The sequence below is a fragment of the Nonomuraea sp. NPDC050383 genome (assembly GCF_044459125.1).
GTDB lineage: Bacteria > Actinomycetota > Actinomycetes > Streptosporangiales > Streptosporangiaceae > Nonomuraea.
Genome location: NZ_JBITIP010000001.1, coordinates 85,748 through 112,663, shown reverse-complemented (window position 1 = coordinate 112,663; position 26,916 = coordinate 85,748). Strand labels below are relative to the sequence as shown.

The following is a 26,916-nucleotide window of genomic DNA, read 5'->3' as shown; positions in this document are numbered from 1 at the left end:
CCTTGCAGGAACGGAGTGGCAGGGTCAGGCGGTGACGCGGCGCAGGCGGGCCTTGGGGGCCTCCTCGCCGGGGAAGACCCGCTTGACGCCGTCGCCCAGCGCCTGCTCGATGATCCGGATGTCGCGCACGAGGTGCTCCAGCCCGGACGGCTCCAGCGAGGCGGCGTGGTCGGAGCCCCACATGGTGCGGTCGAGCGTGATGTGCCGCTCCACGCACACCGCGCCGAGCGTCACCGCGGCCAGCGAGATCTGCAGCCCCCGCTCGTGGCCGGAGTAGCCGACCGGCACCCCGTACCGGTCCTTGAGCGTGGTGATGGTGCGCAGGTTCGCCTCCTCCGGAGGCAGCGGGTACGTCGAGGTGGCGTGCATCATGATCAGGTTGCTGGTGCCGAGGATCTCGACGGCCCGGTCGATCTCGGGCAGCGTGGACATGCCCGTGGACAGGATGATCGGCTTGCCCGTGGCGGCCAGGGCGCGCAGCAGCTCGTGGTCGGCGACGCCGGCCGAGGCGACCTTGTGCACCAGGACGCCCCTCTCCTCCAGGAACTCCACGGAGGGCACGTCCCACGGCGAGGCGAACCAGTGCAGGCCCCGCTCGTCGCAGTACTTGGCGATCTGCCGGTACTCGTCGATGCCGAACTCGGTGCGCTCCTTGTACTCCAGGTACGTCATCTCGCCCCACGGCGTCTGCCGGATCTGGCCCTTCTGCTCCTCGGGCACGCAGATCGAGGGGGTGCGCTTCTGGAACTTGACGGCCTGGCAGCCGGCGTCGGCGGCGACGTCGATGAGGCGGCGGGCGAGGTCGAGGTCGCCGTTGTGGTTGATGCCGATCTCACCGATCACGTACACCGGCAGGCCGTCGCCCACGAGCACGTCGCCGATGGCCACCGGCGCCGGTGCGGTCCTGGGCCGGTCCTGGACGGCGGCGCCGAGGCTTCTCACGGCGGGAGAGGCGGGGGAGGCGAGGGTGGGCACCGTGGCGGGCGCCGGCGTGCCGGGGACCAGCGGAGTGGCCGGCGCGACCGGGGCCGGAGCGGGACGGGCGGCCATCACGCGGTCGCACAGCTCGCGCACGGCCCCCGACCCGCCCACGCGGGTGAGGACGACGCGGGCGGCGGCCCGCACCTTCGGGTGCGCGTCCGGCACCGCCACGGGCCAGCCGACCTCCGCCATCGGGCCGAGGTCGTTGACGTCGTTGCCGACGTAGGCGACGCGGGCCGGGTCGAGCCCCTCGATCGCCAGCCAGTCGCGCAGCACGGTCCGCTTGTCGGCGAGCCCCTGCAGCACCGGCACCCCCAGCTTGCGGGCCCGGGCGGCGACGACCGGGTTGTGCTCGGTCGACATCACGAGCACCTTCACCCCGGCCCGGCGCAGCAGCGAGACGCCCATCCCGTCGGAGCGGCTGACGAGGACCATCTCGCGGCCCTCGGAGTCGACGTAGGCGCGGTCGTCGGTGTGGACGCCGTCGAAGTCGGTGATGACGGCGTCGACGTCGATCGGCTCCGGCTGGTCGACGAACGGGGCGAGCGCCCGGACCAGCTCCAGGTCCTCGGGGTCGTCGATCTCGATGGCGTGCCGGGTCGGCACGGACTGGACGGCGACGGTGCCGAAGAAGCGGTGACCGTGCTCGCGCAGGCCGGAGGCGCGCATGACGTAGAAGGCGCCGTTCTCGCGGAACTGCGGCTCGCGGTCCTGCCGGCGGGGCCGTACCGCGGGGTCGTGGTTGACGCCGTGACCGGCGGCCGTCCAGAGGAACTCGTGCGTCGGCAGCCCGGACACGACCGAGTCGGCCTCGCCGTCGAGGACCCTGCGCACGGCGGCGGACAGGTCGGCGGGGTCGATGAAGGCGCTCGTGCACTGGACGAGGACGACGACCTCGGGCTCCTCACCGAGCGCGTCCAGGGCGTGCAGCACCGCCGACTCGCTGGAGGCCGTCGCGCCGCTGAGCTCCTCCGGGCGCTCGACGACGAGCGCCCCCGCCTGCCGGGCGGTCTCGGCGATGCCGGCGTGGTCGGTGCTGACCACCACCTGGTCGATCAGCTCGGCCCGCAGGCACGCGCGCACGGCGCGGGCCACCAGCGGCACCCCGCCCACCGTGGCGAGGTTCTTCAGGGGGACGCCCGCCGAACCTCCGCGGGCGGGAACTACGGCCAGGACTCGCAACGTGACTCCTCAGTGCTTCAGGGATGCACCAGAAGCTAGAGGCCCGGATTGAACGACCAGCGTCACTCCCCTGAACGTTGCGTGGGCATCCGGTAGAGCAACTCTGGACGGCCCACCCCGCCGTACTGCGGGAAGCGCACCGCGACGCCCCGCTCCACCAGGTACTCCAGGTAGCGGCGGGCCGTGACCCGAGACACCCCGGCCGCCGTGCCGACCGCCTGCGCCGACACGCCCTCGGGCCGGCCGCGCAGCTCGGCCGCGACCGTGTCGAGGGTGTCCTGCGTCATGCCCTTGGGCAGCTCGGTGGCGACGCCGCGCAGCGTGCCCAGCACCCGGTCCACGTCGCCCTGGCCGACGATCTCGCCGGCCTCCCTGCGGAAGCGGGCGTAGCGGGTCAGCTTCTCCTGCAGGGCGGCGAACGCGAACGGCTTGAGCAGGTACTGCGAGATGCCGAGCGACACCGCCGAGCGCACCATGGCCAGGTCGCGCGCCGAGGTGATCGCGATGACGTCGCACAGCAGCCCGCCGGCCCGCACGGCGCGGCACACCTCCAGCCCGTGCATGTCCGGCAGGTACAGGTCGAGCAGGATGAGGTCGACCGGCGTGTGCCGCAGGAAGCGCAGCGCCTCGCCGCCCGAGCGGGCCACCCCGGCGACCCGGAAGCCGGGCACCCGCTCCACGTAGATGCGGTTGGCCTCGGCGGTGATCTCCTCGTCCTCGACGACCAGCACGGAGATCATCGGACCCGCTCCGGGACCGGGAGCCGCACGGTGAACTCCGAGCCCGCCACGTCGATCACGCCGCCCAGCCGCCGCACCGCCTGCCCCACCAGGGCCAGCCCGAGCCCGTGGCCGTCGCCCTTGGTCGTCCAGCCGCGCCGGAACGCCTCGGGCGAGACGAGTCCCGGCCCGTCGTCGGCCACCCGCACCAGCACCTCCCGGTCGTCGCCGCGCAGGCACACCTCCACCCGTGAGGCCGCGTCGATCGCGTTGTCGATGAGGTTGCCGAGGATGGTCACCAGCTCCCGCGTCTCGACGCCCCTCTCGACGCCCAGGTCGTCGAGGTCGCTGTCCTGGCTGATGACGAGCTCGACGCCCCGCTCGGCCGCCTCCGAGCTCTTGCCGAGCAGCAGCGCCGCCAGCACCGGCTCGCGCACCGCGCCCATCACGCGGTCGGTCAGCTCCTGCGCCGCCCGCAGCTCGGCCGTGCCGAACGCCACCGCCTGCTCCGCGCGGCCCAGCTCCACCAGGGTGATCACCGTGTGCAGCCGGTTGGCGGCCTCGTGCGCGGCCGACCGCAGCGACTCGGCGAACCCCCGCTCGGCGTCGAGCTGCCCGGCCAGCGCCTGCAGCTCCGTGTGGTCGCGTACGGTGACGACGGTACCGAGGCGGCTGGCCGCGCCGTTGACCGCGAGCACGCGGTCGCCGACCAGGTGGATGCGCTCCTCCCGGCTGGTCAGCACCTCGGCCAGGCCGAGGCCGGCCACGTGCCGCCCCTCGGCGTCGCCCGGCAGGCCGAGCAGGTGGCGGGCGGCGTCGTTGCACAGCGTCAGAGTGCCGTCCTTGCCCACCAGCAGCAGCCCCTCCCGCACGGCGTGCAGGACCGCGTCGTGGTGCTCGTGGATGCGGCTCAGCTCCACCGGGCCGAGCCCGTGGGTCTGCCGGCGCAGCCGCGAGGTCACCAGCCACGTGCCGCCCGCGCCCAGCCCGAGGGCGAGCGCCGTGATCAGCCCCGTCCACACGAGCACCACGAGCAGCTCGGCGCTGACCCGCTCCTCCTTGATGCCCACGCTGACCAGCGCCGGGATGGAGCCGCCGGCGCGGACCGGGACGACCGCGCGCACGGACGGGCCGAGCGTGCCCGTGTAGGTCTCGGTGAAGGGGTGTCCTTGCAGCGCCTTCTCGGTGTGGCCCAGGAAGCGCCGCCCGATCTCGGCCGGGTTGGGATGCGTGTAGCGGGTGCCGTCCGGCTTCATGATGGTGACGAAGTCGACGCCCGTCTCCGCGCGCACCCGCTCGGCGTACGGCTGGAGCCGGGCCGTCGGCGACGGCCCGGCCAGGGCCGCCCGCACGTCGGGGGAGGCGGCCACGCTCAGCGCCACGGCCTGGGAGGTGGCCGCGGCCTGCCCGCTGACCACCTCGCGGGCCAGCACCGACTCCAGCACGGCGCCGCCCGCCACCGCCACGGCGACCACGACGAGCTGCAGGAGCAGCATCTGCCCCGCCAGGCTCCACTGTCGCATCCGGAACCTCTCCGTACTCCTCACCTCGCCCGTCACGAACGCGGTGAACGAAACTTACGCAATGGTGACGTGGATCACCACAGGCCGCATAGTCACGAAGTGAGAAGAGTCCTCCCCGATGCTTGGAGCGCCTCCCATGCGTGACCGCACCCATTACCTCTATCTGGCCGTCATCGCGGCTGTCCTGGCCGGAGTCCTGGTCGGATTCGTCTGGCCGGACGTGGGCCTGGCGCTCAAGCCCCTCGGCACCGGATTCGTGGCCCTCATCAAGATGATGATCGGCCCGATCATCTTCTGCACGATCGTGCTCGGCGTCGGCTCCGTGACCAAGGCCGCCAGCGTGGGCAAGGTCGGCGGGCTCGCGCTCGGCTACTTCCTCGTCATGTCGACTGTAGCCCTGGTCATCGGCCTGGTCGTCGGCAACCTCATCGACCCGGGCAGCGGGCTGCACCTGACCGACGCCGCCAAGCAGGCCGCGGCGGCCGAGGCGGCCAAGGGCGAGGCGACGGGCACGGCCGACTTCCTGCTCGGCATCATCCCGACCACGCTGGTGTCGGCGTTCACCGAGGGGCAGGTGCTCCAGACGCTGGTGGTGGCGCTGCTCACCGGCTTCGCGCTCCAGGCGATGGGCGCCAAGGGCGCGCCCGTCCTCAACGCCATCGCGCACCTCCAGCGGCTGGTGTTCCGCATCCTCGCCATGATCATGTGGGCGGCCCCGATCGGCGCCTTCGGCGCCATCGCGGCGCTCGTCGGCGCCACCGGCCTCGACGCGCTCAAGAGCCTGGCCGTCCTCATGGCCGCCTTCTACATCACCTGCGCGCTGTTCGTCGGCGTGGTGCTCGGCACGCTGCTGTGGGTGTTCGCCCGGATCAACCTGTGGTCGCTGCTGCGCTACCTCGGCCGGGAGTTCCTGCTCATCCTGTCCACGTCGTCGTCGGAGTCGGCGCTGCCGCGGCTCATCGCCAAGATGGAGCACCTGGGCGTCAGCCGCACCGTGGCCGGCATCACGGTGCCGACCGGCTACTCCTTCAACCTCGACGGAACGGCCATCTACCTGACCATGGCCACGCTGTTCATCGCGTCGGCGACCGGGGCGCCGCTCCAGCCCGCCGAGCAGGTGGGGCTGCTGCTGTTCATGGTGATCGCCTCGAAGGGCGCCGCCGGCGTGACCGGCGCCGGACTGGCCACGCTGGCGGGCGGCCTCCAGTCGCACCGCCCCGAGCTGGTGGACGGCGTGGGCCTCATCGTCGGCATCGACCGGTTCATGTCCGAGGCGCGGGCGCTGACGAACTTCGCCGGCAACGCCGTGGCCACCGTCCTGGTCGGCAGGTGGACCGGCGGCTTCGACCGGGAGCGGGCGCTGGAGGTGCTGGCCGGGCGCGACCCGTTCGACGAGTCCACGCTGCTGGACGACGACGAGCGCGAGCCCGAGCCGCCGGCGGCCCAGACCGACCGCGAGATGTCACCGGTCTGATCCCCGGGTCCGTCTGCCGGCCGGGCGCCCTTTCACGGGCGTCCGGCCAGGGGGCGCTAAGGCTTGCGGCCGATGCCCGCGTACCCCATGCGGGCGAGCTCCTCGGCGATCACCGGCCGGTCGGCCGGGTCGATGAACGGCCAGCCGGTCTGCTCGCCCAGCCCCGTGGCCAGGCCCGGCGGGATGAGCTCGAAGTCGCCGAAGAAGGCCGCGATCTCCGCGCCCGGCCGCGGGCAGAACGGCGTGTTGGCCCGCCGGTAGAACTCGACGACCTTGTTGACCAGTTCCGGCGCCGTGTCGCTGCCCACGTGCGAGATCGCCAGATAGCTGCCCGGCGCCAGCGCCTCCCGGTAACGGGCCACGAACCCCTGGGGGTCGTCCTCGTCCGGCACCAGGTGCAGGAAGAACATCATCAGCAGCGCCACCGGCCGGTCGAAGTCGATCAGCTCCCGCACCCTGGGATCGCCGAGGACCTCCTCCGGCCGCCGCGCGTCGGCCTGCACCATGACCACGCGGTCCGGTTCGGCCAGCAACGCCCGCCCATGGGTCGCCACCACCGGGTCGCTGTCCACGTACACCACCCGGGCGTCGGGGACGTACCGCCGGGCCGCCTCGTGCACGTTCTCCTGCGCGGGCAGCCCGGACCCCAGGTCAAGGAACTGGGTGATCCCCTGGTCGCACAGGTACTTCACCACGCGGCCGATCAGCGCGCGGTTCTGCTGGGTGCCGACGCGGACGTCAGGCATCACGCTCAGCACCAGCTCCGCCAGATCCCTGTCGGCCTGGAAGTTGTCCTTGCCGCCGAGAAAGTAGTCGTACATCCGCGCCGCGTTGGGAACGTGCGGGTCAATGCCCAACGGCGCCTGCTCCATCATGAGTCCATGATTCCGGACATCAGAGGCTTCCATCCACTGATTCCCCTGATGTCGCGTTCTTTCCGGTACGTCACTCGGGTGTTCGCGCCGCTGACGGCAGGCGCAGCACGAAGCGGGCGCCGCCCTGGCAGTCCTCGACCGTGAGCGCCCCGCCGTGCGCCACCGCCACGTCGCGGGCGATCGCCAGTCCCAGGCCGGTGCCGCCCGCGTCGCGGCTGCGCGCCGCGTCCAGGCGGGTGAACCGCTCGAAGATCCGCTCGCGGTCCTCCTCGGCGATCTCCGCGCCGTCGTTCTCCACCGCCAGGACGGCCAGCCCGTCCTGGGGCTCCACCGACACCCTGATGTAGCGGTCGGCGTGCCGCGCGGCGTTGTCCAGCAGGTTCGTCAGCACGCGGGAGAGCTGGAGCCGGACGCCGTTGACGATCACGCCGTCCGCGGCCGCCAGCCGTACCGGGATCTTGTCGTTGCGGACGGACAGCTCCTCGCGGACCAGCTCGCCGAGGTCCACCCGCTCCATCGCCGCGTCCACGCGCGAGCCGATCCGAGCCAGCAGCAGGAGGTCCGTGATGATCGCCTCCAGCCGGTCGGTGTCGCGCAGCGCGCTGGACACGAGCGCGTCGAGGTCGGTGTCGTCCGGATAGAGCTGGGCGCTCTCGAGCTGGGCGCGCAGCCCCGCGATGGGGGTGCGCAGCTCGTGGGAGGCGTCGGAGGCGAACTGGCGCTGCTGGTGGGCCGAGCGCTCCAGGCGCGCCAGCGTCCCGTTGATGGAGGCGGCCAGCCCGGCCAGCTCGTCGTCCCGGGTCGGCTGCGTCACCCGGCGGCTCAGGTCGCTGGCGTTGATCTCGTCGAGCTGGGCGCGCATGGCCGCCACGGGGCGCAGCGCGCGCCCCATGATCGTCCACGTGGCCCAGCCGGTGAGCGCGATGAGGATCAGGATCTCGATCGAGGTCACCGTCTCCAGGGTGTGCCCGGCCAGCACGCCCGGCGCCCGCCGCCCCGCGTACACGACGCTGGAGTTCGCAGCGGGCGACACGCGGACGGCGGTCAGGTGCAGGCACACCTTGGGGAGGCAGCGCGTGGTGCTGATGACGCGGTTGTCCGGGGTGGGCCACACGTCGCTGAGGCGCGGCATGGCGAGCGCCGCGTCGCTGACCGCCGTGATGGTGCCGTCCGGGGCGACGATCTGGATGAGCGGCACGGTCGGATCCAGCACCGCGACCCTGCCGCCGCGCCACTGTGTGCCGTCGCGGGTCTCCGCTGCGATCCGCTCGGCCGTGTTACGGGTGTCCGTCGCGACGCTGGCCGCGACCCAGGTGCGGGTCACGGTGACCGCCCCGATGCCGACCGGGACCAGCAGGATCGCGGCGATCAGTGTCGCGACGAGCGTGACACGCCCGCGCAGGGAGCGCGCCCAGTTGCGGGACACGCCCCGAGGCTACTAACCGTGACAACCGCCGGAAGTCGTGCGAAGGGAAAGATTCCCCCAACGCTCAAGTCCGGCGCTCACGACGGGCGCTCACGACGGGCGCTCACGTCCGGCGCTCACGTCCGGTCAGCTGGTGAGCGCCAGCCAGATCGTGGTGTCCGGGGCCACCGCGCGGGGGTCGGGCTGGGGGCCGCTGGACAGCAGGACCTCGCCCGAAAGTCCCAGCTCCGCCAGCGTGACCGGCTCCTCGCCGGTGTTGAGCACGACGGCCAGCCCGGGCGAGCGCTCCAGCGCCAGCACGTCCTCACGCGCGTCCAGCACGGAGGACTCCAGCCAGCGCAGGACGCCGCCGCCCAGCGCCGGATGCCGCTTGCGCAGCCGCAGGGCCGCCCGGTAGAGGCTCAGGGTCGAGTCCGGGTCGTCCTGCTGGGCCTCGGCCGACAGCTCCCGCCACTCCTCGGGGATCGGCAGCCAGGGGTCGCGCCAGCCGCAGCCCGGCGCGGTGGTCCACGGCAGCGGCACGCGGCAGCCGTCCCGGCTCTCGCCGCTGCGCTTGAACGCGGGGTCCTGGCGCAGCTCGTCGGGCAGGTCGAGCACCTCGGGCAGCCCGAGCTCCTCGCCGTTGTAGAGGTAGGCGGAGCCGGGCAGCGCCAGCATGAGCAGCGTCGCGGCGCGGGCACGGGCCAGGCCGCCGTGCCGGGTGACGTGGCGGGGCTTGTCGTGGTTGGACAGCACCCACGTGGTGGGCGCGCCGACCAGCTCGGCCTCCGCCAGCGACTTCTCGATGACCGTGCGGAACGACTTGGCGTGGTAGTCGGCCATCATGAAGTCGAAGTTGAACGCCTGGTGCAGCTCGTCGGGCCCGACGTAGCGGGCCAGCCGCTCCGGCGACGACACCCAGGCCTCGGCCACCGCCATCCGGCCGCCCGGGTAGGAGTCGAGGATCGGCCGCCACTCGCGGTAGATGTCGTGGACGCCGTCCTGGTCGAAGTACGGCACCCGCTCGTCGCCGAGCAGCTCGACCTGGCGGCCCTCCTTCGGCCCGACGTCCGGGAGCCCGTCGTCCTTGATCATGCCGTGGGCCACGTCGACCCGGAAGCCGTCGACGCCGCGGTCCAGCCAGAAGCGCAGGATGTCGCGGAACTCGGCCCGCACCTCGGGGTGGTCCCAGTTGAGGTCCGGCTGCTCGGGCGCGAACAGGTGGAGGTACCACTGCCCGTCCTCGACCTGGGTCCAGGCGGGGCCGCCGAAGACCGACTCCCAGTCGTTGGGGGAGTCGCGGAAGATGTAGCGGTCGCGGCGCTCGCCGCGCAGCGCCTGCTGGAACCACGGGTGCCGGTCGGAGGAGTGGTTGGGGACGAGGTCCACGATGACGCGGATGCCGAGCGCGTGGGCGTCGGCGACCAGCGCGTCGAAGTCGGCCAGCGTGCCGAACATGGGGTCCACGCCGCGGTAGTCGGCCACGTCGTAGCCGGCGTCGGCCTGCGGCGAGGTGTAGAAGGGGCTCAGCCAGAGGGCGTCGACGCCCAGCTCGCTCAGGTAGCCCAGCCGCCGGCGCACGCCCGGCAGGTCGCCCATGCCGTCGCCGTCGTCGTCGGCGAAGCTGCGCGGATACACCTGGTAGACGACGGCGTCCCGCCACCAGTCGTCACCGGCGGGCGGCCCGGTAGGCGGCCCAGTAGGCGGCACAGTGGGCGATGCGTCGTTCGGCAGCGAATGCGGCGTGATGCCCATGGTCGTCCTTCCCCCGGGTGGTTCGTTCCGATGCAGGATGGCCTGCGGCGTTACGAGAGGTCAAGCGCAACTTGCGGAAAGTTGCAGAAGCGTCCCTTCTGCCGGTCAGGACGCTGGCCCGGAGGTCAGGCCGGGGTCAGGATGGGTCTGGATCAGGTAACGCTTTTTGCAACTTCTTCCAATTCTTGCAAAGTCTCGCTAACGTCCCGGAAACATAAGCCGCTCATCCGCGGCCCACATCGACTTCCAGCGGCGGCACCTCGCGCGTGCCGCCGCTCCCTCCGTGACCTCTGGAGGTCCCATGCGCAAGCGAGCTCTGGGTGCGGCGGCACACGTGGCGGCCCTTTCCGCCCTGGCGATGGCCGTGTCGGCCTGCGGCGGCGGCGAGCCGGCCGCCGCCCCCTCCTCGGCGCCCACCGGGTCGAGCGGCGCCACCGCGCCCGCCGCCCAGGGCGGCAAGCTCGTGATCTGGGCCGACCCCAACCGGGTCAAGGCGCTCAAGCCCTTCGCCGAGCAGTTCGGCACCGAGAACGGCGTGACCGTCGAGGTGAAGGAGATCAGCAAGGACAACCAGCAGGTCTTCCTCACCGCCTCCCAGCAGGGCAGCGGCCCCGACATCATGGTCGGCGCGCACGACTGGATCGGCAACCTCGTCCAGAACGGCGCCATCGACCCGGTCAACCTCACCGAGGAGCAGAAGGCCGCCTTCCCCGAGATCGCCATGAAGGCCGTCACCTTCAACGGCCAGGTCTACGCCGCGCCGTACGCGGTGGAGAACATCGCCCTGATCCGCAACACCGAGCTCGCGCCCGACGCGCCCGCCACCCTCGAGGACCTCGTCGCCAAGGGCAAGGAGCTCAAGGCCGCGGGCAAGGTCAAGGAGGTGCTCTGCCTGCCGGTCGCGCAGAAGGGTGACGCGTTCCACTCCTACCCGATCTTCGCCTCCGGCGGCGGCGCCCTGTTCGGCGCGACGGCCACCGGCGACCCCGACGCCAAGAAGGTGCTGGTCGGCTCGCCCGACTCGGTCAAGGCGTTCGGCAAGCTGAAGGAGCTCGGCGAGAAGGGCGACGGGGCGCTCAAGACCTCCATCACCAACGAGAACTACATCCCGAGCTTCGCCGCCAAGAAGTGCGCCTTCCTCGTCTCCGGCCCGTGGGCCATGGGCGATGTGAAGAAGGGCGGCTTCTCCTACGACATCACGCCCGTCCCGCCGTTCAAGGGCGGCAAGCCGGCCACCCCGTTCGTCGGCGTGCAGTCGTTCTTCGTCGCGGCGAAGGGCAAGAACAAGACGCTGGCGCAGGAGTTCGTCACCAACTACGTGACCAACAAGGACGTCGCCAAGGCGCTCTACGCGGCCGACCCGCGCCCGCCGGCGCTGACCGCGGCGCTGCAGGAGGTCCAGGCCACCGACGCCGACGCCGGCAAGTTCATGGACGCCGGCAAGGACGGCTTCCCGATGCCGGCCATCCCCGAGATGGCGGCCATCTGGGAGCCCTTCGGCATCGCCGAGGCCTCGGTCGTCAAGGGCGGCGACCCCGCCAAGGCCGCCGCGGCGGCGCAGAAGACCATCGACGGCTCGCTCAAGAACTGACGTCATGACGCAGGACACGCGCGTGGCCGCGGACACCCGCAGGGGTCCGCGGCCACGCCGGGAGATCACCACGACGTACGTGGTGAGCAGGATCGCGGTGCTGGCCGTGGCGGCCGCGATCCTGCTCTACGCCGTGCCGCCGCTGGTCGCCGCCGAGGCGTGGGCCTCGCTCACGCTGCTCTGCCTGGCGAGCGCGGGCATCGCCTACCTCTACCTGACCCGCCGCTTCGTCCCCGCGAAATACCTCGTCCCGGGCACCATCTGCCTGATCGCCTTCCAGGTGTTCCCCGTTCTGTACACGGTGAGCACCGCCTTCACCAACTTCGGCGACGGGCACCGCGGCGACATGCAGGCGGCGGTCACCGCCATCGAGACCGGCTCCGTGCGGCAGGCTCCCGGCTCGCCCGAGTACGCGCTGACCGCGGCGCTGCGCGACGGCGAGCTGGTGTTCCTCCTCGTGGACCCCAAGACCAAGCGGGTGCAGGCCGGCTCCGGCCAGGGACTGGCCCCCGTGACCGGAGCGCGGCTCGGCATCACCGGCAAGGTCCTCCAGGCTCCCGGCTTCACCGTGCTCAAGGCCCCCGAGGCCGCCGCCCGCGGGCAGGAGATCTCCGCGCTGGCCGTCCCCACCTCCGGCGGGGTGATCAAGGCCAACGGGCTGAGCCGCGCCGTGGAGGGCAGGTCCGCGCTCACCTACGACGCCGCCTGCGACTGCGTCAACGGCGAGGGCGGCCCCTGGAAGGCCGACGAGGCGCGCGGCTACTTCGTCAACGCCAAGGGCGAGCACCTGGCGCAGGGCTGGCAGGTGAACGTCGGGTTCGGCAACTTCACCCGGGTGGTGACCGACCCCACCATCTCCGGCTACTTCCTCGGCGTCTTCGGCTGGAACGTGGTGTTCGCGCTGGTCTCGGTCGTCAGCACGTTCGTGCTCGGCATGTGCGTGGCGCTCGCGCTGCACCATCCCCGCATGCGGGGCACGGGCGTCTACCGGATCATGCTGATCCTGCCGTACGCCATGCCGTCCTTCGCGATGCTGATGGTGTGGCGTGACATGTTCAACCGCGACTTCGGCCTGATCAACCAGCTCCTCGGGCTGAACGTCGACTGGCTCGGCCAGAGCGGCACGGCCCGCGCGGCCGTCATCCTGGTCAACCTGTGGCTCGGCTTCCCGTACATGTTCCTGGTGACCACCGGCGCGCTCCAGGCGATCCCGCGCGAGCTGACCGAGGCGGCCTCCATCGACGGGGCCTCGCCCTGGTACGGGTTCCGCAAGGTGACGCTGCCGCTGCTGCTGGTGGCACTCACGCCGCTGCTCATCTCGTCGTTCGCGTTCAACTTCAACAACTTCAACGCCATCCAGCTCACCAGCGAGGGCGGGCCGTTCCCCGCCGAGAGCCCGCAGGTCGGCGCGACCGACCTGCTCATCACCTATACGTTCCGGCTGGCGTTCGGGGCGGGCGGGGCGCAGTTCGGGTTCGCGGCGGCCATCTCGGTGTTCATCTTCGCGCTCGTGGCGGTCATCTCGGCGGTGGCCTTCCGCCGGACCCGCAAGCAGGAGGAGGTCTACGCGTGAAGCTCGCGCTCAGGCACGGCTTCGTGCTGCTCGTGTGCGTGTTCGCCCTGGTGCCGATCATGTTCGTGGTGTCGGCGGCGATCAACCCGCTCGGCACGCTCGCCTCCACCGACCTGCTGCCGAACGGGGCGAGTCTCGGCAACTTCGCCGCCCTGTTCACCAACGACCGGTACCCGTTCGCCCGATGGTTCCTCAACTCGGTGTTCATCGCGCTGGCCGCCTCGTTCGCCAGCCTGCTGCTGTCGATGATGGCCGCCTACGCCTTCAGCCGGATGCGCTTCCGCGGGCGCCGGGTCGGGCTGCTGTCGTTGCTGCTCATCCAGATGTTCCCGCAGTTCCTGGCCATCGTGACGATCTTCATGATCTTCACGCGGGTCACCGAGCTGTACCCGGCGTTCGGCTTCGACACGGTGTGGGGCCTCATGCTGCTCTACCTGGGCGGCGCGCTGGGCGCGAACACGTGGCTGATGAAGGGCTTCCTCGACACCGTGCCGAAGGAGCTCGACGAGGCGGCCACGGTCGACGGGGCCACGCACGCGCAGATCTTCTGGCGGGTCATCCTGCCGCTGGTCACCCCCATCCTCGCGGTGACGGGGCTGCTCGCGTTCATCGGGATCATGAGCGAGTTCATCATGGCCAGCGTGTTCCTGCGCGACCCGGCGAGCAAGACGCTCGCCGTCGGCATGTACGGCATGATCGCCGGCGACCAGCGCAACGCCAACTTCGGCATGTTCGCCGCCGGCACGCTGATCACCGCGATCCCGACCGTCGGCGTGTTCCTCTGGCTGCAGAAGTTCATCGTCTCCGGCCTCACCGCCGGGGCCGTGAAGGGGTAGGCGCATGCTGTGTCTCGCAGGGGAGCCGCACCACGACGGCTCCGCGCTCTACGTGTCGGACCTCACGCCGTCGCCTGGCTCCCCGGTGACGGTCTGGGTCCGTGCCCCCCGCTCCGCCGCCGTCACCGGCGTGCACGTCCGCACGGTGTACGACGGCGAGCCCCGCTACACCGAGGCGGCCGTCGACGAGCTGAGGACGTCCTCGGACGTCACCGGGTACGGGCGCCAGGACGTGTGGTGGCGCGCCGAGATCGCCGCCGTCAACCCGGTCACCCGCTACCGCTTCCTGCTGCACACCCCGGGCGGCCAGGCGTGGCTCACCGCCGGCGGGCTCGCCGCGCACGACGTGACCGACGCCGGCGACTTCCGGCTCGTCTCCCACGAGCCGCCGCCGCCCTGGATGGCCGACGCGATCGTCTACCAGATCTTCCCCGACCGCTTCGGCCGCTCCGGCGCGTCCCGGCCGCTGCCCGGGTGGGCGCTGCCACGCGACTGGGACCGCGACCCGGTCATCCCGGAGGGCCCCGGCACCTCCCAGCAGTTCTACGGCGGCGACCTCGACGGCGTGGTCCGGCACCTCGACCACGTCCGGGCCCTGGGCGCCGACACGGTCTACCTCACACCGATCTTCCCGGCCCGCTCCAACCACCGCTACGACGCCGCCGCCTTCGACCGGGTCGACCCGCTGCTCGGCGGCGACGAGGCGCTGGGCAGGCTCGCGGACGCGCTGCACGGGCAGGGCATGCGGCTGCTCGGCGACATCACCACCAACCACTGCGGAGACGCGCACCCGTGGTTCACCGCCGCGGTGTCCGACGTGAACGCGCCCGAACGCGAGATGTTCTACTTCGACCCCGACACCGGCGACTACGAGGCGTGGTTCGGGGTCAAGACGCTGCCCAAGCTCAACTGGGGCAGCGAGCTCGTCCGCTCCCGGGTGCCGGCCACGCTGAGCAGATGGCTGGGCCCGCTCGACGGATGGCGGGTGGACGTCGCCAACATGACCGGGCGCTTCGGGGCCGACGACCACACGCACGAGGTCGCGGCGCTGCTGCGCCGCGAGGCGGGGCCCGGGGCGGCCCTCATCGCCGAGCACTGCCACGACGCCTCCGCCGACCTCGACCGCGACGGCTGGCACGGCACCATGAACTACGGCGGCTTCACCCGCCCCGTCTGGACCTGGCTGCGCGACCCCGGCCTCGACCTGGCCCGCTTCCTCGGGGTGCCCGGCGGCGTGCCCTCGCGCGCCGGCACGGCGGCCCTCGCCACGGTCCGGACGTTCGCCGCGCACATGTCGTGGCGCTCGCTCGTCCACTCCTGGCAGATCCTCGACTCGCACGACACGCCGCGGATCCGCACCGTCACCGGCTCCCGCGAGCGTCACCTGGTGGCCCTCGGCCTGCAGGCCACGCTGCCGGGCACGCCGATGGTGTTCGCGGGCAGCGAGTTCGGGCTGACCGGCGTCAACGGCGAGCACGCGCGCACCCCCATGCCGTGGAACCGGCCGGCCGACCAGGACCTCGCCACGCTAACGGCGTACCGGGAGCTGCTCGGGCTGCGCCGCGCCGAGCCGGCGCTGCGGCGCGGCGGCCTGCGCTGGCTGCACGCCGACGCGGACCATCTGGTGTTCGCCCGCGAGACCGAGGCCGAGACCCTCCTGGTGAGCGCCCGCCGGGCGCCGGGCGAGCCGCTGCCCCTGCCGGGGCCCGCGACCCCCGTCTACAACGCTTCGGACACGAACGCGATCCCGGGCGGCGGGCCGGCCCTGAGGATCTGGCGTCTGGCGCGGCGAGCCGATACGTTGGGCGCTCTCCCTGTGTGAGCGTTCAACTTCTAGGCGTGGTGAGCGTGAACCTGTCCTCGGTGACCCTCCTGGCGTCCCTGCTGCCCGGCCTGCCGGCCGCACCCGCCGTGCCGCTGGTCCCGCCCGCCGCCGCCGTCGCGGCGGGGACGACGTACTACGTCGACTCCGGCAAGGGCGACGACTCCGCCGCCGGCACCAGCGCCACCGCCCCGTGGAAGTCCCTCGACAAGGTCAACGCGGCCGACCTGAAGCCCGGAGACGCGATCAGCGTCAAGCGGGGCAGCCGGTGGACCGGCACCCTCACCCTGTCCGCCGAGGGCACGGCCGCCCGGCCCATCGTCGTCCAGCCGTACGGCCAGGGCCCCCTCGCCACGATCAGCGGCCAGGAGGGCAACTGCGTGGTCGTCAGCGGCGACCACTGGCGCGTCAGCGGCCTGCGCGCCTCCCGGTGCCAGTGGGCCGGCTTCGAGGTCGGCGGCGACGGCAACCACCTGGTGGGGGTGCAGGCGGACCGCAACATCGCCGGCATCTGGATCACCCCGACCGGCTCCCGCAACGTCGTGCGCGACAGCACGCTCAAGGACAACGACAGGATGAGCGTCAACGACGACGCCCCCGACAACGACTCCGGGGCGTTCGGGATCCTCGTCAACGGCGACGACAACCTCGTCACCGGCAACACGATCACCGGCAGCAACGCGCCGAGCCACGACTACCGGATGGACGGCGCGGCCGTCGAGATCTTCGACGGCGACCGCAACCGCGTCACCTACAACCGCGCCCACGACAACGAGACGTTCACCGAGCTGGGCGCGACGAAGGGCAAGACCGCCACGGGCAACGTGTACGCCTTCAACGTCGTCACCTCCTCCCTGCCGCAGAGCTCCTTCCTCGTCACCCGCGGCCCCCGGCACGTGGTGGGGCCCGTGCTCGGCACGGTCGCGGTGCACAACTCGGTGTACCTGCCGGGCCCGCGCACCCTCGGCTGGTCCTGCCACGGCGGCTGCTCCCCGTCGATCCTGCGGCTGCGCAACAACGCGGTCAGGGTGGGCGGCCAGGCCGGCTTCGAGGACGGCAAGGGCGCCGACGAGGCGGGCAGCGTCTACGAGGGCCGCACGGCCCGCTTCCGGCGCGGCCCGAGGACCGTCATGGCCGACCCCCGCTTCGTCTCGCGCACCGACCTGCGGCTGCGCCCGGGCTCCCCGGCGCTCGGCCGCGGCCTGCCGCTGTCGGCCGCCTGGTTCGGCGGCACGGCCCTGACCACGGACATCACCGGCAAGCCCCTGTCCTCCCCACCGGCGGCAGGCGCCTACCAGCCCTGACCACCGGCCGCGCAGACGCGGTAATCGCCGTTTCCGGACGCCGGCCGGCCGCTTGGCTACCATGCCGCCTCATGAAGAGACGGGCCAAGATCGCAATCGTGGGTGTCGCCGCGATGACGTTGACCACCCTTCCCCCCACAGCCCCCGCCGCCATGGCGGCGGGGAGTTACCTGATCAGGAATGTCTCCACCAACATGTGCCTGACCTGGGGCATGGATCCGGAAGGCCGGAGCCAGGAGTACGCAGCGCATACGCAGTACTGCCCGCCTCCGCACGGTCGGGACGGCTACCTGTGGACCCGCGACGCCCGATCGGAGCTCGTCAGCCTCTACAGCAGGAACAAGCGGTGCCTGGGTGCGCCGAGAAAGAACTCGATCGTGCCCATGCAGCGCTGCGGCACGGCGATCGAGAAGCGCCGCATCACCTTCACCACGGTCGAGCAGGCGGCGGGAGGCGACCGGATCCTCATCACCTGGAAGGGGCGCCCGATCAGGTGGCAGGGACCGGTCAGGGAGACGTGCCTCACGACGAGCTACCGCAATGCGGTGTCCGGCGTCCCCTGCGACCCGTCGAGCACGAACCAGCTCTGGGTCCTCGTCCGCTGACGGGGCCTCAGTGGTGGGGGAGGCCGCGGATGATCATGTCGATGGCCGTCTCGAAGGTCCGGGTCACCTCCTCCGGGTCGTCCCGGCCGATGTGCCCCTGCTGCTCCGTCAGGATGAGGCCCGTCACGAAGCCGTGGAGCACGTCGGCCGTGCGCGTGCGCTCCTCCTCCGGCACCCCGGCCTCGGCCATGATCGGGAAGAGGACGTCCCACAACCCGCCCTCGTGCGTGGCGACCACCTCCGGGTGGGTGTGGATGTACGTCCACAGCGACGGGTACGTGGAGACCAGCCGCCGGTAGGCGTGGGCCAGCCGGCGCAGCCGCTCCTGCCAGGACTCCCCGCTCTGGACGGGCAGCTCCAGCCGCCCCGCCATGGTCCGGCAGATCTGGGCGATCAGCGCCGTCTTGTTCTCGACGTGGTGGTACAGCGACATGGGGTTCACGTCGAGGGCGGCGGCGAGCTTGCGCATCGACAGCGCGTCCACGCCGCCCTCCTCCACCAGGCGCAGCGCCGTCGAGTAGATCTCCTCGGGACTCAGGGGGGCGCCCCTGCGCGCACTGACAGCCATACGGCGTATGCTAGCGATAGCCATACGGTGTATGGCTGCATGTGAGGCGACGACACAGGGAGAGTTTGATGAAGGAGATCCCCTCACCGTCCGGTCTGCCGTTCCTGGGCAACACGCTGCAGATCCCCGCGCACTCGCCGATGGCGCACTTCACCGAGCTGGCGGGCAGGTACGACGAGGGTCTCTTCCAGCTCGACATCGTCGGCCGGAGGGTGCTCTTCGTCTACGACCCCGACATGGCGGCCGAGCTGTGCGACGAGACCCGGTTCCGCAAGCGGATCGAGCCGCCCCTGTCGATCGTCCGCGACTTCTCCGGCGACGGCCTGTTCACCGCCGAGCTGGACGAGCCCGTGTGGGGGCAGGCCCACCGCATCCTCATGCCGGCTTTCAGCCAGCGCTCCATGAAGGCGTACTACCCGCAGATGCTGGAGATCGCCGAGCGGCTGGTCGGCTCGTGGGCCTCCCGTCAGGGCGAGGACCTGCCGGTGTCGGACGACATGACCCGGCTCACCCTCGACGTCATCTCCCTGACCGGCTTCGGCTACCGCTTCGAGTCGTTCCGCTCGCCGGAGCTGCACCCGTTCCTGAAGGCCATGGGCGGCGCGCTGACCGAGGCCATGATCCGCAACCGGCAGCTCCCCGTGGTCACCAAGCTCAAGCGCCGGAGCGAGGAGACCTACCGCCAGGACATCGCCACCATGCGCGAGCTGGTCGAGGACGTCATCCGGCAGCGCAGGGCCCGACCGGCCGGCGGGGCCAAGGACCTGCTCGGGCTGATGCTGGAGGCGGCCGACCCGCTCACCGGCGAGCGCCTGTCCGACGCGAACATCCGCGACCAGGTGCTCACCTTCCTCATCGCCGGGCACGAGACGACGAGCGGCCTGCTGTCCTTCGCCCTGTACAACCTGCTGCGCCACCCCCACACCCTGGCCCAGGCGTATGACGAGGTGGACCGGCTGCTGCCCGGCGACGAGCCGCCCACGTACGAGACGATCATGAAGCTGGACGTGATCCCGCGCGTCCTCGACGAGACGCTGCGCACCTGGTCGCCGATCCCCGCCTTCGCCGTCACCGCGCTGGAGGACACCACCCTCGGCGGCTACCCCGTGCCCGCCGGCACCCCGGCCGCCCTCGTCCTGCCGGCCCTGCACCGCCACCCGAAGGCGTGGGAGCGGCCCGAGGAGTTCGACATCGACCGCTGGCTGCCCGAGCGCCGGAAGGACCACCACCCGGCCGCCTACAAGCCGTTCGGCAACGGCGAGCGCGCCTGCATCGGCCGCCAGTTCGCCCTCACCGAGGCACGGCTGACGCTGGCCATGCTGCTGCGCCGGTTCGCGCTCTCCGACCCCGCGGCGTACAAGATGAAGATCAAGCAGACGCTCACCCTCAAGCCGGAGGGGTTCACGCTCCAGGTGCGCGAGCGGCGCCCGCACGAGCGCTTCAGCGGCGCGGCTCCCGTGGCGCAGGCGGAGGAGCGGGACGAGGGGCAGGTGATCGCCGTGACCGGCGTGCCGCTCACCGTCGCCTACGGCTCCAACCTCGGCACCTGCTCCGACATCGCCGAGCGGCTGGCCGAGCGGGCCGGCCGGTCCGGCTTCGCCACCACGCTCACCGCCCTCGACGACCTCGAACCGCCCCGCGAGGGCCTGCTCGTCGTCGTCGCCTCCTCCTACAACGGCAAGGCCCCGGACAACGCCCAGCGCTTCGACGCCCGCACGACGCCGCCCGACCTGTCGGGGGTGCGGCTCGCGGTGCTCGGCTGCGGCAACACCCAGTGGCCCACATACCAGGACTTCCCGCGCCGCGCCTACGACAAGCTCACCGCCGCCGGCGCCGTGCCGCTGGTCGAGCGGGGCGAGGCCGACGCCGACGGTGACTTCGACGGCGACGTGTCCGCCTGGACCGCGACGCTGTGGGCGGCCCTGGCCGAGGAGTACAGCGCGTCGGCCGCGGACGCCGGCCCCCGCTACGAGCTGGAGGTGCTGACCGAGGCCGAGGTGCGGCCCGCCGTGGTGTCCGAGCGGGCCTTCCCCCTCACGGTCGTGTCCAACGAGGAGCTGACCCGCGACCCGGCCGGGCTCTGGGACTTCTCGGTGGAGGCGCCCCGGCCCGGCGTCCGCTCCCTCGTCGCGCGGCTGCCCGAGGGCGTCACCTACTCCGCCGGCGACCACCTGGCCGTCTTCGCCAAGAACGACCCCGAGCTGGTCGAATGGGCGCTGCGCTGCCTGCGCCTGCCGCGTGAGCAGGTCGTACGGCTGCGCGCCAGGGGCGGCACGCACCTGCCGGTGGACCGGCCGGTCACGGCGGGGCTGCTGCTGACCGAGTTCGCCGAGCTCCAGGAGGTCGCCACCCGCGCCGACCTGGAGGCGCTGGCGGCGCACACCTCCTGCCCGTGGACGCGCGGGCAGCTCGCCGCGCTGACCGCCGACTACGCCGACGAGATCCTCGCCAAGCGGCTGTCGCCGCTGGCGCTGCTGGAGCGGTTCCCGGCGATCGAGCTGCCGCTGGCGGCGTTCCTGGAGATGGCCGGGCCGATCAAGCCGCGGTACTACTCGGTGTCGTCCTCGCCGCTGGCCGAGCCGGGCCGGGTGCGGATCACCGTCGGGCTCGTCGAGGGGCCCGCCTGGTCCGGCAGCGGCCGCTATCAGGGCATGTGCTCGGCCTACCTGGCCGGGCTCGCCCCCGGTGAGACGTTCTACGGCTACGTCCGGGTGCCCGCGCCGCCGTTCCGGCTGCCGGACGACCCGGAGACGCCGGTGATCCTGGTCGGGCCGGGCACCGGGTTCGCGCCGCTGCGCGGCTTCCTGGAGGAGCGGGCGCTGAGCGGGGCGGGCGGGGCGGTCGAGGTGTTCACCGGGTGCCGCCACCCCGAGCACGACTGGCTGTACCGGGAGGAGCTGGCGGGCTGGGCCGCCGCGCCGCACGTCCGGGTGCACGAGGCGTTCTCGGCCGTGCCGGGGCATCCGCACAGGTTCGTCCAGGACGCCGTGGCCGCCGAGGCCGACCGCGTGTGGGAGCTGCTGGAGGCCGGGGCGCACGTGTACGTGTGCGGCGACGGGCTGCGCATGGCGCCCGCCGTCCGGCGGGTCCTGGCCGGCATCCACCGGGAGCGGACGGGCGGTGACGGCGAGGCGTGGCTGGCGTCCCTGGAGGAGCAGGGCCGCTACCAGCAGGACGTCTTCGCCTGACGGCCTCGCCCGGCTCGCCGGGCGGGGTCTCTCCGCCCGGCCGGTCGGCGGAAAGGTGCAGGCGGCAGGGGGCAAAGGCTGCCTGACCAACCCACTCCGGAAGAGTTGATTGGGATATAACCGCAGCATGCGTGACATATCCCTAAAACATCCGCGAAACCTTGACGCGGCACTGTGGGAGCCCTGGAAAGGAGGGCACCGATGCTGCTGCGACTGAGGGTGTCGCTGCCGGACCGGCCGGGGGCACTCGGCCAGGTGGCGCGGGCGCTCGGCGCCCTGGGCGCCGACATCCTGCAGGTGACCGTGCTCGAACGCGAGTCCGGGCGGGCCGTGGACGACTTCACCGTGTCCTGGCCGGGGGCCGCCACGACGGACGAGGTCCGCGACCGGCTGTCCGCTGTGCCGGGGATCCGGATCGAGGGCGTCTGGACGACCAGGGAGGTGCCGGGCTCCGCGCCCGACTACGACCTGCTCATACACGTCGCGGCAGAGCCGGGGCGCGCCTTCGCGACGCTGGTGGACGCGCTGCCGGGGCTGTGCGGGGCCGAGTGGTCGCTGGCGATGTCCGGCGGCGAGGTGCGGCACGCCAGCCTGTCCGCCCCCGCCGCGTTCGACCTGGACGAGCCGCCCCTGCGCGCCGCCACGCGCGTCTCCGAGAAGCTGCGGCTCATGCTGCTGCCGGTCTCCGCCCACGACATGCACGTGGTGGTCGCCCGCTCCGAAGGCCCCGGCTTCCACCGCGCCGAGGTGGAGCGCGCCGCCCGCATCGTGGACGTGGTGTCCGCCCTGTCCCTGCGCTGAGGACGTCCCTGCGCCGAAGAAGCCCGCCCCCGGGGCGGCGTGCCGTACGGTCCGGGGCGTTGACCCGGAAAACGGCGGATCATTAGCGTGAGCGGCGCAGCCGTGCGCGGATCGGCCGTCCGGCCGGGCCGCGCGGCTCTCACGGAGGAGCGGCAGATGGACTTCGAGCTGACCGACGAGCAGCGGGCCTTCCGGGAGACGCTCCGGGCGTTCGTCGACAAGGAGATCGTGCCGGTCGCGACCGAGTGGGAGCACTCCGGCCGCTATCCCACCGAGATCGTGGACACGATGCGCCGGATGGGGCTGTTCGGCCTGTCCGTGCCCGAGGAGTACGGCGGGCTGGGGGCCGACATGGTGTCGTTCGCGCTCGTCTTCGAGGAGATCGCGCGCGGCTGGATGGGCGTGGCCGGCATCCTCGGCTCGCACACGATCGCCTGCTGGATGATCGCCCGCCACGGCACCGACGAGCAGAAACGCCTCCACCTGCCCGACCTGGCCACCGGCGCCCGCCGCACCGGCATCGCGCTCACCGAGCCCGCCGCGGGCACCGACCTGCAGGGCATCCGGACGCGGGCCGTACGCGACGGCGACCACTACGTCGTCACCGGCACCAAGACGTGGATCACCAACGCCCGCCACGCCGACCCGCTGCCCGTGCTGGTCAAGACGTCCGTCACCGAGCCGGCGCACAAGGGCATGTCCGTGCTGCTCGTCGATCCGTCGGCCGACGGTTTCACGGTCAGCCGCGACCTGCCCAAGCTGGGCTACAAGGGCACCGAGACGTGCGAGGTCGTGCTCGACGGCGTGCGCGTGCCGGCGTCGGCGCTGCTCGGCGGCGTCGAGGGACGCGGCATGCAGCAGGTGCTCGGCGGGCTGGAGACGGGCCGGGTCAACATCGCCGCCCGCGCGGTCGGGGTCGCCCAGGCCGCCTACGACGCCGCGCTGTCCTACGCCCGTGAGCGCACCGCGTTCGGGCAGCCGATCGCCGACTTCCAGGCCATCCAGCTCAAGCTCGCCGACCTGGCCACCGAGATCCAGGCGGCCCGCCTGCTCACCTACTGGGCCGCCTCCCGGGCGGACGACGGCGGGCGCGTCGACATGGAGGCGGGCATGGCCAAGTACTTCGCCTCCGAGGTGGCGCTGAAGGCGTCGCTGGAGGCCATGCGGATCCACGGCGGCTACGGCTACTCCCAGGAGTTCGTGGTGGAGCGGCTCTACCGGGACGCGCCGCTCATGGCCATCGGTGAGGGCACGAACGACGTGCAGCGCCTGGTCATCGCCCGCGCCCTCGTCTCCGGTAAGGGCCGGATCGGCTGGTAGGGGACGGGGGAGGGGCGAGGGGATGTTCGCGCGGGCGGGCGGCGGGCATACTCGGCCGGACGCGACGTCATGCGGGTGAGGAGGGCCATGTCCGGACCACGGCACCCCGGCGAGCCGCACGCCCATCCGGACGGGCCCGGTCACCCTGCCGGCCGGGAGCAGGCGCACGGGCACGGGCACACCTCCGGCCATGCGGAAGCCCACGTGGACGGGCCCATCTCCGGCTCCGATCACGGACATGGCCACGGCCACGGGCATGGGCATGGGCACGGGCATGGGTCCGCTGTCCGGCGGGAGAGGGCGCGGGGCGTGCTGTCGCGCCTGTGGCACGCCGCCGCCCCGCACAGCCACGACAGCGCCGACAAGACCGACGCCGCCCTGGAGGGCAGCAGCCGGGGGCTGCGGGTGCTGGCCGCCTCGTTCGCCGTGCTCATGGCCACCGCCGCCGTCCAGGCCGTCATCGTCGTCATGTCCGGCTCGGTCGCCCTGCTCGGCGACACCCTGCACAACGTGGCTGACGCGCTCACCGCCGTGCCGCTGGCCATCGCGTTCTCGCTCGGCCGCCGCGCCGCCAACCGCCGCTTCACCTACGGGTACGGCCGGGCCGAGGACCTCGCCGGCATCGCCATCGTCGTCGTCATCGCCCTCTCGGCCGCGGTGGCCGGGTACGAGGCGATCCGGCGGCTGGCCGGGCCGCAGGACCTGCGCGCGGTCGGATGGGTGGCCGCCGCGGGCGTGGTGGGCTTCCTCGGCAACGAGTGGGTCGCCCGCTACCGGATCAGGGTGGGCCGGGAGATCGGCTCCGCCGCGCTGGTGGCCGACGGCCTGCACGCCAGGACCGACGGGTTCACGTCGCTGGCGGTGCTGCTCGGCGCGGGCGGGTCGGCGCTGGGGTTCCCGATCGCCGACCCGCTCGTCGGCCTGCTCATCACCGCCGCCATCTGCTTCGTGCTGCGCGACGCCGCCCGGGAGATCTACCACCGGCTCATGGACGCCGTCGACCCCGCCCTCGTGGACCAGGCCGAGGCGGTGCTGAGGACCGTCGAGGGGGTGCGCGCGGTCGGCTCCGTCCGGCTGCGCTGGATCGGCCACGCGCTGCACGCCGAGGTGGACATCCTCGTGGACCACGACCTGACGCTGGTGCGGGCGCACGCGCTGGCCGTGGAGGCGGAGCACCGGCTCATCCACGACGTGCCGCGGCTGCGGGCGGCCACGGTCCACACCGACCCCCACGGGCCCGCGGACGTCGACCACCACGCCCCTCTCCATACGCATCGCATCACCTGATGCGGTGCGGGTAGGTTGGGGCGGGTGTCCTCCGCCGCCTCAGACCAGCCTGCCCCGTCCCTCGCGGCCCGCGAGGACGTCCGGGACCCCGCGGACGGGAACGCCGCGCCCCGGGAGCACAGGCTCGCCTGGCTGGACGCGCTGCGCGGCGTGGGCGCGATGGCCGTGGTCGCCGAGCACATGCTCCCCTGGTTCCTGCCGTCGCTGCGCCCGTACTGGTTCAGCCTCGGCGTGTACGGCATCGTCGTGTTCTTCCTGGTCAGCGGCTACATCATCCCGGCCTCGCTGGAGCGGCACGGCGACCTGCGGCGCTTCTGGGTCAGCCGGGCCTTCCGGCTGTACCCGCTGTACCTGGCCGTCGCGGCCCTGGTGGTCGGGCTGGCCTGGTGGGTGCCGGTGCGCGCGGAGGTGCCGCGCGACGGGTCGGCGGTGGCGGCGCACGCGACCATGCTGCTGGACGTCGTCGGCGTGGGCGGCGTCGCCGACACCATGTGGACGCTCTCGTACGAGATGGTGTTCTACCTGCTCGTGACCGCGCTGTTCGTGATGCGGACGCACGAGCGCAGCGGGCTGCTGGCCGTGCTGTTCGCCGGGTTCTCGGTCGCCGTCGGGCTGGCGCTCGCGGGCCCGGTGGCGACGGGCGGCTGGCTCCCGTACGCCTCGGGCGCCGTGTTCGCCGCCGGGCTCGCGTGCGTCGTCTCGGGCCGGTTCCGTACGGCCGGAGCCTGCGTCCTCGGCCTGATGGCGGTGGCGCTGCCGGTGCTGAGCGGGCGGGTGCCGTGGCTGGGCGTCGCGGTGCTCGGCGTGATGTTCGCGGGCACCGCGATCTACCGCTGGGAGCGCGGCACCGGCCCCCTCTGGCCGGTGGCCGTCACGGGCGCGCTGGTGGCCCTCGCGCCGGTGGGGGCGATCGGGTCGGGATGGTGGTGGGTCCAGCCGGACGTGTGGATCACCACGATCGTGCTGGCCGCGGCCACGTTCGCGGGGGCGATGGCGCTGCGCGGCCGCCGCCTGCCGCGGGTGCTGACCTGGACGGGCCTGATCAGCTACTCGCTCTACCTGGTGCACCATCCGCTGCTGAAGTACTTCGTCCAGGTCACCGGGGATCTGCGGCGCGCGCCGTTGCCGGTGCAGCTCGTCATGGCGGCCGCAGCGCTGGCCCTGGTGATGCTGGTCAGCGCCCTGGCGTACCGGTTCGTGGAGCGGCCGATGCAGCGGCTCGGCCGTCGCGCGGCGCGCCCCGCCACCAACTGACACCCCGCGGGCCCCGGTTCCTCCCGGGCGGCTCCGAGGCGCGGCGCGCACCGGGGGCGAACACCACGTAGCGTGGTTGACGTGTGTCCGACCGTAGGCGAGGGGGCGGTGTGTCACCATCACCGGATCCATGGGTCACGCTCTCGCCCCGGCCCGGTTTCACGATCCCGCCCCCGCCCCGGCCTTCGGCATGCCCCTGGGGAGAGGACTGGGCCTGGGCGGCGCACGAGTGCCGAGCGGCTTCTCCCGTGCCGCGACCGGCCACAGGTCCGGCGATACTGCATCGGTCAGCCGAACTGGCCGGTCCCTTCGGCTTCCCGACGGTGCGGTGGCTGCTCGCCGTCAATGCCGCGTTGTTGATCGCGCTGGTCGTCGCCGGGCTGGTGGATGAGACGTCCGCTCGGCGTTCCGTCATCTGGCGCCGACTGTTCGGTCTCACGCAGGGCTGGCTGGTTCCCCTGGCCGCCGCCTGCTGGGCCTGGCTCGCCACGGCGGTCGCGGTTCTCCACCTGGTACGGGATCCGCATGCCGAAGCGGCCGGCTGGCTGCTGCTGGGAATCATGGTGCTGAGCCTGCTGCCGATGATCCTCGATCTGGACTTCGCGCAGGCCGTACGGCTGTGCCTGGTGGCGATGGTGCTCGTGGCGTACGGCGTCGGCATGATCGCTGTGGACCGACGCGGATCCCCCGAGGAGCTACCTCGCGGCCGGGAGGACCACCGGGTCGGACACATCGAAGGACCGGCCCATCCGATGCCCGCACATGCTCGATGAGGTCAGTTCAACCCCGCTGATCCGCCGGGCGGCCTCGTCGGGCGTCTCTTCCGCACGGTGGAGGCGCGGCGGTTGTCGGC

General features: G+C 72.5%; 20 protein-coding genes. 13 read left to right on the top strand and 7 right to left on the bottom strand.

Annotated features, from left to right (window positions below; translation table 11 throughout):
• Nucleotides 1-24 precede the first annotated feature (24 nt).
• The 3 genes from ACIBG4_RS00525 to ACIBG4_RS00515 form a co-directional block, all read right to left on the bottom strand.
• Nucleotides 25-2,163, bottom strand: coding sequence for an N-acetylneuraminate synthase family protein (locus ACIBG4_RS00525; protein WP_397200016.1), 2,139 nt, complete (start codon nucleotides 2,161-2,163; stop codon nucleotides 25-27).
• 62 nt (nucleotides 2,164-2,225) lie between these two features.
• Nucleotides 2,226-2,903, bottom strand: coding sequence for a response regulator (locus ACIBG4_RS00520; RefSeq protein ID WP_397200015.1), 678 nt, complete (start codon nucleotides 2,901-2,903; stop codon nucleotides 2,226-2,228).
• The gene (locus ACIBG4_RS00515) at nucleotides 2,900-4,405 is read right to left on the bottom strand and encodes an ATP-binding protein (protein WP_397200014.1); all 1,506 of its coding nucleotides are present in this window, start codon (nucleotides 4,403-4,405) and stop codon (nucleotides 2,900-2,902) included. Before ACIBG4_RS00515 ends, ACIBG4_RS00520 begins: the two co-directional genes overlap by 4 nt.
• A gap of 136 nt (nucleotides 4,406-4,541) precedes the next feature.
• Between ACIBG4_RS00515 and ACIBG4_RS00510 the strand changes: the two genes are divergently transcribed.
• A complete protein-coding gene (locus ACIBG4_RS00510) occupies nucleotides 4,542-5,879 on the top strand; it encodes a cation:dicarboxylate symporter family transporter (protein ID WP_310711992.1) in 1,338 nt (445 codons plus the stop codon).
• 56 nt (nucleotides 5,880-5,935) lie between these two features.
• On the opposite strand, the gene ACIBG4_RS00505 is transcribed toward ACIBG4_RS00510, so the two are convergent.
• From ACIBG4_RS00505 to ACIBG4_RS00495, 3 genes are all read right to left on the bottom strand, one after another.
• Nucleotides 5,936-6,754 (bottom strand): SAM-dependent methyltransferase, encoded by an 819-nt coding sequence (locus ACIBG4_RS00505; protein ID WP_397200013.1) that lies wholly within the window; start codon nucleotides 6,752-6,754, stop codon nucleotides 5,936-5,938.
• A 70-nt stretch (nucleotides 6,755-6,824) separates the two neighbouring features.
• Nucleotides 6,825-8,180, bottom strand: a complete 1,356-nt coding sequence (locus ACIBG4_RS00500) for a sensor histidine kinase (RefSeq protein WP_397200012.1) — start codon at nucleotides 8,178-8,180, stop codon at nucleotides 6,825-6,827.
• A 126-nt stretch (nucleotides 8,181-8,306) separates the two neighbouring features.
• Nucleotides 8,307-9,914 (bottom strand): glycoside hydrolase family 13 protein, encoded by a 1,608-nt coding sequence (locus ACIBG4_RS00495; RefSeq protein ID WP_397200011.1) that lies wholly within the window; start codon nucleotides 9,912-9,914, stop codon nucleotides 8,307-8,309.
• A 301-nt stretch (nucleotides 9,915-10,215) separates the two neighbouring features.
• Between ACIBG4_RS00495 and ACIBG4_RS00490 the strand changes: the two genes are divergently transcribed.
• The 6 genes from ACIBG4_RS00490 (at nucleotide 10,216) to ACIBG4_RS00465 (ending at nucleotide 17,645) form a co-directional block, all read left to right on the top strand.
• Entirely contained in the window at nucleotides 10,216-11,505 is a 1,290-nt protein-coding gene (locus ACIBG4_RS00490; RefSeq protein WP_310711996.1) for an extracellular solute-binding protein, read from the top strand.
• 4 nt (nucleotides 11,506-11,509) lie between these two features.
• Nucleotides 11,510-13,078: an ABC transporter permease subunit gene (locus ACIBG4_RS00485; protein WP_397200010.1), complete on the top strand. Its 1,569-nt coding sequence runs from the start codon at nucleotides 11,510-11,512 to the stop codon at nucleotides 13,076-13,078.
• Nucleotides 13,075-13,914, top strand: a complete 840-nt coding sequence (locus tag ACIBG4_RS00480; protein ID WP_355443400.1) for a sugar ABC transporter permease — start codon at nucleotides 13,075-13,077, stop codon at nucleotides 13,912-13,914. The genes ACIBG4_RS00485 and ACIBG4_RS00480 overlap by 4 nt, the downstream gene beginning before the upstream one ends.
• 4 nt (nucleotides 13,915-13,918) lie before the next feature.
• Nucleotides 13,919-15,736 (top strand): glycoside hydrolase family 13 protein, encoded by a 1,818-nt coding sequence (locus ACIBG4_RS00475; protein WP_397200009.1) that lies wholly within the window; start codon nucleotides 13,919-13,921, stop codon nucleotides 15,734-15,736.
• A gap of 17 nt (nucleotides 15,737-15,753) precedes the next feature.
• A complete protein-coding gene (locus ACIBG4_RS00470) occupies nucleotides 15,754-17,040 on the top strand; it encodes a right-handed parallel beta-helix repeat-containing protein (protein ID WP_397200008.1) in 1,287 nt (428 codons plus the stop codon).
• Nucleotides 17,041-17,111: 71 nt separating this feature from the next.
• The gene (locus ACIBG4_RS00465) at nucleotides 17,112-17,645 is read left to right on the top strand and encodes a hypothetical protein (RefSeq protein ID WP_397200007.1); all 534 of its coding nucleotides are present in this window, start codon (nucleotides 17,112-17,114) and stop codon (nucleotides 17,643-17,645) included.
• A gap of 7 nt (nucleotides 17,646-17,652) precedes the next feature.
• On the opposite strand, the gene ACIBG4_RS00460 is transcribed toward ACIBG4_RS00465, so the two are convergent.
• Nucleotides 17,653-18,213, bottom strand: a complete 561-nt coding sequence (locus tag ACIBG4_RS00460) for a TetR/AcrR family transcriptional regulator (RefSeq protein WP_397200006.1) — start codon at nucleotides 18,211-18,213, stop codon at nucleotides 17,653-17,655.
• A 68-nt stretch (nucleotides 18,214-18,281) separates the two neighbouring features.
• On the opposite strand from ACIBG4_RS00460, the gene ACIBG4_RS00455 reads away from it, so the two are divergent.
• The 6 genes from ACIBG4_RS00455 (at nucleotide 18,282) to ACIBG4_RS00430 (ending at nucleotide 26,836) form a co-directional block, all read left to right on the top strand.
• The gene (locus ACIBG4_RS00455; RefSeq protein ID WP_397200005.1) at nucleotides 18,282-21,401 is read left to right on the top strand and encodes a bifunctional cytochrome P450/NADPH--P450 reductase; all 3,120 of its coding nucleotides are present in this window, start codon (nucleotides 18,282-18,284) and stop codon (nucleotides 21,399-21,401) included.
• A 201-nt stretch (nucleotides 21,402-21,602) separates the two neighbouring features.
• Nucleotides 21,603-22,202, top strand: a complete 600-nt coding sequence (locus ACIBG4_RS00450; protein WP_397200004.1) for an ACT domain-containing protein — start codon at nucleotides 21,603-21,605, stop codon at nucleotides 22,200-22,202.
• 156 nt (nucleotides 22,203-22,358) lie between these two features.
• Nucleotides 22,359-23,522 (top strand): acyl-CoA dehydrogenase family protein, encoded by a 1,164-nt coding sequence (locus ACIBG4_RS00445; RefSeq protein ID WP_397200679.1) that lies wholly within the window; start codon nucleotides 22,359-22,361, stop codon nucleotides 23,520-23,522.
• A gap of 309 nt (nucleotides 23,523-23,831) precedes the next feature.
• Complete coding sequence (locus ACIBG4_RS00440) at nucleotides 23,832-24,809, top strand: cation diffusion facilitator family transporter (protein WP_310712005.1); 978 nt, start codon at nucleotides 23,832-23,834, stop codon at nucleotides 24,807-24,809.
• Nucleotides 24,810-24,833: 24 nt separating this feature from the next.
• Nucleotides 24,834-26,063 (top strand): acyltransferase family protein, encoded by a 1,230-nt coding sequence (locus ACIBG4_RS00435; RefSeq protein ID WP_397200003.1) that lies wholly within the window; start codon nucleotides 24,834-24,836, stop codon nucleotides 26,061-26,063.
• Between the two features lie 323 nt (nucleotides 26,064-26,386).
• On the top strand, nucleotides 26,387-26,836 hold the full coding sequence (locus tag ACIBG4_RS00430; RefSeq protein ID WP_397200002.1) for a hypothetical protein: 450 nt from the start codon (nucleotides 26,387-26,389) through the stop codon (nucleotides 26,834-26,836).
• The last annotated feature ends 80 nt before the right edge of the window (nucleotides 26,837-26,916 follow it).